Origin of the sequence: Cellulophaga omnivescoria, from assembly GCF_001999725.1 — a bacterium.
Classification (GTDB): Bacteria; Bacteroidota; Bacteroidia; order Flavobacteriales; family Flavobacteriaceae; genus Cellulophaga; species Cellulophaga omnivescoria.
This window is the reverse complement of sequence record NZ_MDDP01000026.1, coordinates 1-6,814: the sequence shown is the minus strand read 5'-3', so window position 1 is coordinate 6,814 and position 6,814 is coordinate 1. Positions and strand designations below refer to the sequence as shown.

General features: G+C 31.1%; 6 protein-coding genes. 1 reads left to right on the top strand and 5 read right to left on the bottom strand.

The window, feature by feature from the left end; genetic code table 11:
* Positions 1 to 114 precede the first annotated feature (114 nt).
* Positions 115 to 1,398 (bottom strand): fumarylacetoacetase, encoded by a 1,284-nt coding sequence (fahA, locus tag BFJ87_RS11930; protein ID WP_077404745.1) that lies wholly within the window; start codon positions 1,396 to 1,398, stop codon positions 115 to 117.
* Positions 1,399 to 1,509: 111 nt separating this feature from the next.
* Here fahA and glyA point away from each other — a divergent pair, with 111 nt between their 5' ends.
* Complete coding sequence (glyA, locus tag BFJ87_RS11925) at positions 1,510 to 2,781, top strand: serine hydroxymethyltransferase (RefSeq protein ID WP_077404742.1); 1,272 nt, start codon at positions 1,510 to 1,512, stop codon at positions 2,779 to 2,781.
* 52 nt (positions 2,782 to 2,833) lie between these two features.
* Here glyA and BFJ87_RS11920 read toward each other — a convergent pair whose 3' ends face one another.
* The 4 genes from BFJ87_RS11920 to BFJ87_RS11905 all read right to left on the bottom strand — a co-directional run bounded on the left by BFJ87_RS11920 (position 2,834) and on the right by BFJ87_RS11905 (position 6,683).
* Positions 2,834 to 3,478, bottom strand: coding sequence for a hypothetical protein (locus tag BFJ87_RS11920; protein WP_077404739.1), 645 nt, complete (start codon positions 3,476 to 3,478; stop codon positions 2,834 to 2,836).
* A 153-nt stretch (positions 3,479 to 3,631) separates the two neighbouring features.
* Entirely contained in the window at positions 3,632 to 4,297 is a 666-nt protein-coding gene (locus tag BFJ87_RS11915) for a response regulator (protein ID WP_077404736.1), read from the bottom strand.
* Between the two features lie 23 nt (positions 4,298 to 4,320).
* Positions 4,321 to 6,300: a tetratricopeptide repeat protein gene (locus BFJ87_RS11910; RefSeq protein ID WP_077404734.1), complete on the bottom strand. Its 1,980-nt coding sequence runs from the start codon at positions 6,298 to 6,300 to the stop codon at positions 4,321 to 4,323.
* A gap of 89 nt (positions 6,301 to 6,389) precedes the next feature.
* Complete coding sequence (locus tag BFJ87_RS11905) at positions 6,390 to 6,683, bottom strand: hypothetical protein (protein WP_139344241.1); 294 nt, start codon at positions 6,681 to 6,683, stop codon at positions 6,390 to 6,392.
* Positions 6,684 to 6,814 lie beyond the last annotated feature (131 nt).

Below are 6,814 nucleotides of genomic sequence, written 5' to 3'. Positions count from 1 at the left end.
TTGTTTTAATTTTATTTAATTTTTTATAACATAATATAATTATGGTCTAATATTTTAATTATTAGGCAAAAAAAATTCCCTTTTAAAGGGAATTTTTTTAAAATATTATTTTAATTATTTTATAGATATTGCAGGTAGTAATTTAGTAGAAACTTCTCCAAAACCAATACGCACACCATCTTTTTTACAATAACCTCTTAAGGTAACAGTGTCATTATCTTGTATAAATTTTCTGGTTTCTCCGTTAGATAATTTTACTGGTTTAGTACCTTGCCAAGACAATTCTAGCATAGAGCCATAAGAGTCTGGAGTTGGTCCAGATATAGTTCCGCTTCCCATCATATCACCACTATTAACTTTACAACCATTTATGGTGTGGTGAGCAAGTTGTTGAGCCATTGTCCAGTACATGTATTTAAAGTTAGATTTAGATACTGTAGTTGGTTCTCCATTTTCTGGAGTAATATCTACTTCTAAATTAATATCAAAAGATTTGTCTCCTGTTTGTTGTAAATAGGGTAGTGGTTTAGGCTCTTGTACAGGGCTAGCTGTTCTAAAAGGTTCTAAAGCATCTAAAGTTACTATCCAAGGAGATATAGATGAAGCAAAGTTTTTAGCTAAAAACGGACCAAGAGGAACATATTCCCATTTCTGGATATCTCTAGCACTCCAGTCGTTAAACACAACCATACCAAAAATATATTCTTCTGCTTCGTCTACAGGTATAGGCTCACCAAGTAAGTTAGCGTCTGTAGTAATAAAAGCAGTCTCTAGTTCAAAATCTACAAGTTTAGAAGGCCCAAATACAGGAGTTTCTTCACCTTTAGGTAAAGTTTGTCCATTTGGTCTGTGAACAGGAGTTCCGCTTGGTATAATTGTAGAACTTCTGCCGTGGTAACCAACAGGTATATGTAACCAGTTTGGTAATAAGGCATTGTTAGGGTCTCTAAACATTGTACCTACATTAGTAGCATGCTCTTTACTAGAATAAAAATCTGTATAATCACCAATTTGCACCGGTAATTGCATTTCTACTTCGTTCATAGTAAAAAGTACAATTTTTTTGTGCTCCTCATTATTTTGTAAAGCGGGGTTGTTTATATCAAAAATTTCGCTAATTCTGTTACGAACTAAGCGCCATGTTTTTTTTCCGTCTGATATAAAATCATTTAAAGAATCTTGTAAAAAAATATCATCTGTTAACGGTATACCATCAAAATACCCTAATTGGTGCAGAGCACCTAAATCTATTGCATAGTCTCCTATACGAGTACCTATGGTAATAATATCGTCCCTGGTTAAAAATACACCAAAAGGAATATTCTGAATTGGAAAGTCTGAAGTAGAATCTACAGAAATCCAAGATTTTTTTGAAGGATCGTTAGTTTTTATAGGCATATTGTACGTGTTAATTTTTTTTTGATAAATTTCTTTTCAAATATATTATTTTCTTCTGATTAAAGAATCGCAATTTGTATTTTTACACTTTATTAACGCAATAAAATATCTATGCAACGCGATAACCAAATTTTTGATTTAATTAATGACGAAAAACAACGTCAATTAGAAGGAATAGAATTAATAGCTTCAGAGAATTTTACAAGTCCACAAGTAATGGAAGCTGCAGGCTCTGTACTTACCAATAAATATGCAGAAGGTTACCCTGGAAAGCGTTATTATGGTGGCTGTGAGGTTGTTGATGAAATTGAGCAATTAGCAATAGATAGAGCAAAAGAGCTTTTTGGAGCAGAATATGTTAATGTACAACCACATTCTGGATCACAGGCCAATGCATCTGTATACCATGCTTGTTTAAAGCCGGGTGATACTATCTTAGGTTTTGATTTATCTCACGGAGGGCATTTAACACACGGATCTCCTGTAAACTTTTCTGGACGTTTGTATAATCCGGTTTTTTATGGAGTAGAAGAAGAAACTGGAGTTTTAAACTATGATAAAATACAAGAAATAGCAACTAAAGAAAAGCCTAAAATGATAATTGCAGGTGCTTCTGCTTACTCTAGAGATATAGATTTTGAGCGTTTTAGAGTTATTGCAGATAGTGTTGGTGCTTTGTTGCTAGCAGATATTTCGCATCCGGCAGGTTTAATTGCAAAAGGTATTTTAAATGATCCTATGCCACATTGCCATATTGTTACTACTACTACGCATAAAACATTACGTGGGCCTAGAGGAGGAATGATCATGATGGGGAAAGATTTTGAAAATCCTTTTGGGATTAAACTTAAAAATGGAAATTTACGTAAGATGTCTGCTTTATTAGATTTAGCTGTTTTTCCTGGTAACCAAGGCGGACCATTAGAGCATATTATAGCAGCCAAAGCTGTAGCTTTTGGAGAAGCTTTAACAGATGAGTATTTGCATTATATGATTCAGGTTAAGAAAAATGCAGCAGCTATGGCAGCAGCTTTTGTAAAAAAAGATTACAAAATTATTTCTGGAGGTACAGATAATCATATGATGCTTATAGACTTAAGAAATAAAAACATAACCGGTAAAGATGCAGAAAATGCTTTGGTAAAAGCAGATATTACCGCTAATAAAAATATGGTTCCTTTTGATGATAAATCTCCTTTTGTTACTTCTGGTATCCGTTTTGGAACAGCAGCAATAACTACGCGTGGTTTAAAGGAAGATGATATGCAGACTATAGTAGATTTTGTAGATGCAGTAATTAATAATCCTGAAGATGAGGATGTTATTTTAAATGTAAGAGAAAAAGTAAATGCTCTAATGGAAGGAAGAGCATTGTTTAATTAAAAATATCTATTACCGTTAAAAAAATGGAAAACCTTTGTAGGTTTTCCATTTTTTATATGTGATCTATCATAAACAAATCACCTCTATTAGTGCTGTTGTTGCGCACATCATAAATAACGGCATCTTCTTCAGACTCATAATAAAGTCCCCAGAATCCAAAGTAAGATTTTTCAGTTATATTGGTTAAGCTTATATTATCTTCTGATAAAATTGGTAAGTGTATTTCTGTAGGTAATTCTAAATTTTCAGTCATTAAACACTCTACATTAGTAACTAATGTATCTAGTATAGCATCTAAACTATTAACTATACTATTGGTACATACTTTACTTATAATTACAGATGTATCTGCTAAGTAAATAGCACATTCTGCTATGTCTACAAATTGTTCTGTGTTACACCTTAGCTTTTCTAAACTTTTATAAAATTGCTCTAATCTAGAAGAGTGTACATCTAATTTGTCTTTTAACCAATTAGAGTTGTTATAGAAACATATACTTTCAGATAACCAAAAGTTAGACTGAAACTCTATACCTACTTCATAAGCGCTAGGTTTATTGTTTAAGATTCTAATAAGCACTTTAGAAAAATAAGCTTTCTCTAGTTCATTTCTAAAAATTTCTAGTTGTTCTAATATACACTCTGGGACATTATTAGAATAACGTATATCGTTGTATTTCGATGGGTTAGACATCATAGTATCAATTGTAGGTGGTTATACTTACTACAAAGCTATGATGATTTTTTGAGTTTGGATTATACGTAAACCTTAGATTTTTTGAGGTTATTATCTTAAATAGGCAAAAAAATGTTAAAATTTTTAACAGCGTAAGTTGCTACTTACATTCTTTTAAATAAAGCCCCTCCTTTTTGCCTCGTTAATTAATGCAAGGTCATTTTCGTTTTCAATATCAAAAATAAATTTAAGTTTACGCTTTCTGGTTTCTATACCTGTTACAGATAAATTAACGTAATCTACTAAGTCTTTTGTTTTAATTCCTAATGATAAACGATATAGTATTTCTTTATCATCTTCATTAATCATTATATTGTTAGTCATTGTTTTTCTAAAAACATCAATGGCAGATTTAGAATAGTATGTACTATCATTTAAAACATTATCTAACGCTTTTTCAATCACTTCTTCATTAACTTCTGTTTTAACAATGTAGCCATCTGGGTTTACAGAAGAAAATATGTTACTAATTCGCAAACTGTCACTAAATGAAGATTGAAAAATTATTTTTGTTTTAGGAGAAATTTCTCTTAAAAGCATTCCTAAATGCTCTCCCGTTTTATTACCATCAATATTATCTTTGTCTGGTTTTTCTATTTGTATATCTAAAAAAGCAACATCAAAAATATTAGTTTCTATTAATTGTTTTGCCTTTTGGTAGCTGTTTGCTGTGGTTAAGTTAATATTATATTTAGCTGGGTTTATATCTGCAAATGTATACTGGTATCCTTTTAGTATAAGTTGATGATCATCAACAGCTAATATTTTTAGGGTTCGCATATTTTGTTAAACTTTGATCTGGTTTATGAATTAGATTCTTTTTTATTTTCTAATGGTATTGTAATTAAAATTTTTGTTCCATCTCCAATTTCACTCTCAATATTTACGTTAGCATTAATTTTATTTGCCCTAGAATAAATATTTTTTAGTCCAATACCTCTTTTTTTCTTTTGGAGGTTAAAACCTACACCATCATCAGATAAAATTACTGATAAATTTGAATTCTTCATACTTAAATCTAATAAAATGTTTTCTGCCTTAGAATATTTTACACAGTTTTGTACACCTTCTTGTATCATTCTATACAGGTTAATTTTTATTTCTGCGCTTAAACTGTCCCAATCTATTTTTTTATCAAACGTGAAGCTAGTTTTTATATTTGATGCTTTGCCAGTATTATGTAATAACTCTATTATTGAATTTGTAAAGTTTTGCATTTTTTTAGATGATGCAGCACTTAATGTATGTGATATTGTTCTAATTTCTTCAGCAGTTTCTTGTAATTGCTTAATAAGATCTAAACGTTCTGCAATTGCTTCTTCATCTGCTCTTTTATTGGTTGCTTTTAAAATTAAACCTATACCAGTTAAACTCCCAAGTACGCCATCATGCAGTTCTTGTGATATGCGTAATTGTTCTTCTTGTTTTGCTTGCGCAAGTTTGCCTTTTTGGTCTAACATTAAATTAAATGTTTCTAAATTGGTTTCTTGCTGCTCTTGTTCAAATCTTAATTTCTGATTTTTAACGTATTGACTACCGATAATGAAAATAGCAAAAGCCAATAATAATGCTCCTATTACAAAAGAAATAAGTATCTGTTTTTGTTCCTCTAACTCTTCTTTTTCTTCAATAACCTCGTCTGTTTCATATTTTATACGGGTAAATTTGTCTTGTATTAGTCGTTCTTCGGCAATTAAACTGTCATTTAATACAATGTATTTATGTGCATAATTACTTGCGTTTATTGGATCTATAGAGGTTAAAATGTCATATGCTTGCAGTAGCCTTTTATTGTTTTTACTTGCTAAAGAATATTCTTCGGATTTTTTAGCGTTTTCTAAAGCTTTAGAGGTGTCTTTTTTTAAAATGTAGAACTCTGCTAAATTAAAATGACTAATTGCTAGCCCAGAACTGTCATTTAAGCTATCTCTAATTTTTAATGCACGTATTAGTTGCTTTTCAACATTTGTAGTATCCTTTGCTTTTAACTTTGTATATGCATAATTGTCTAGTACTTTAGCATAGAACAATGCTTTTTTTTCAAATAAGCTATCTACGGCTAGTACTTTTTCATAATTTTTAATTGCACTATTGTAATCTTCTTTATCTCGATATACATTAGCAATATTGTTTATTAAAGCAGTGTTTATTTTGCTTTTTGGTCTTATTTTTTTATAATATTCTTGTGCTTTGTTATAATATTTTAAGGCTCTGTCATGTTCTTTAAGGGCATTGGTAACTGAACCTAAATTATTATAGGAATGGTATAAATCTATATCGGTATCATCAATTTTATCAAATAACTCTATAGCTTTTATAGTGGAAATTTCACTGCCTCGATAATCTTTTACTTGTGATTGTAGAAGAGATATAGATCTCAAGACTCTTCCTTCTTTTACCTCGCTATTTTGAAGATTAAAAATTTTTTGAGCTTTCAAGTAATAATAGTAGCTACTGTCTATTCTTATTTTTTTGTTAAAAAAATAACCTAAATCCCAATAAGCATTTCCTAATATTGTGGAGTCATTTTGTTTTAGAGATAACTTAATTACTTTTTTATTTGTTTCTCTAAATTTTAAAGAGTCTCCTTGTGTTAAGTATGTGTATGCTAGTGAATGTAGTTGTCTTCTATGAATAGAATCTTTTTTATATTTTAAAATATTTGTAGTATCTGTTGTTTTTTTTTGATGTTTTACAACTTCTTTTTGTTGTAGGTTCTCTTTTTTTTGATTACATGAAAATAGTAATAGCGTAATAATAAGTACTGTATATAGTTTTTGCACGTAGATTGGGTTTTTAAATACCCCAAGGTATAAAAAAAGCCTTAAATGTTAAATTTAAGGCTTTAAATATTTATGTTTTTTTTGGATATTTAGTCAACTTTTCCACCACTACCTTTAGGAGCTTCTACTTCGTCATCATCAGTACTAACTTCACCACCGCTACCTTTAGGGGCTTCTACTTCATCATCATCAGTGCTAACTTCACCGCCACTACCTTTAGGAGCTTCTACTTCATCATCATCAGTGCTAACTTCACCACCGCTACCTTTAGGGGCTTCTACTTCGTCATCATCAGTGCTAACTTCACCACCGCTACCTTTAGGGGCTTCTACTTCGTCATCATCATTGCTCACTTCACTCCCATGAACCTTTAGGGGCTGCAACGTACTCCTAATCACAGCGCCACTCCCTCTATGACGCTGCCCACATCCTTCACCGTATTATATCCTGGTGGTGTTCTCGTCCAAAAAGCCAAAAACTCAAAAAAAAAAAAACAAAGAGATCAAGCCGGTTG

What these genes read in the sequence shown, in the direction of transcription:
- fahA (WP_077404745.1), bottom strand. Translation starts at nt 1,398, where the DNA reads ATGCCTATAAAAACTAACGATCCTTCAAAAAAATCTTGGATTTCTGTA.
- glyA (WP_077404742.1), top strand. Translation starts at nt 1,510, where the DNA reads ATGCAACGCGATAACCAAATTTTTGATTTAATTAATGACGAAAAACAA.
- BFJ87_RS11920 (WP_077404739.1), bottom strand. Translation starts at nt 3,478, where the DNA reads ATGATGTCTAACCCATCGAAATACAACGATATACGTTATTCTAATAAT.
- BFJ87_RS11915 (WP_077404736.1), bottom strand. Translation starts at nt 4,297, where the DNA reads ATGCGAACCCTAAAAATATTAGCTGTTGATGATCATCAACTTATACTA.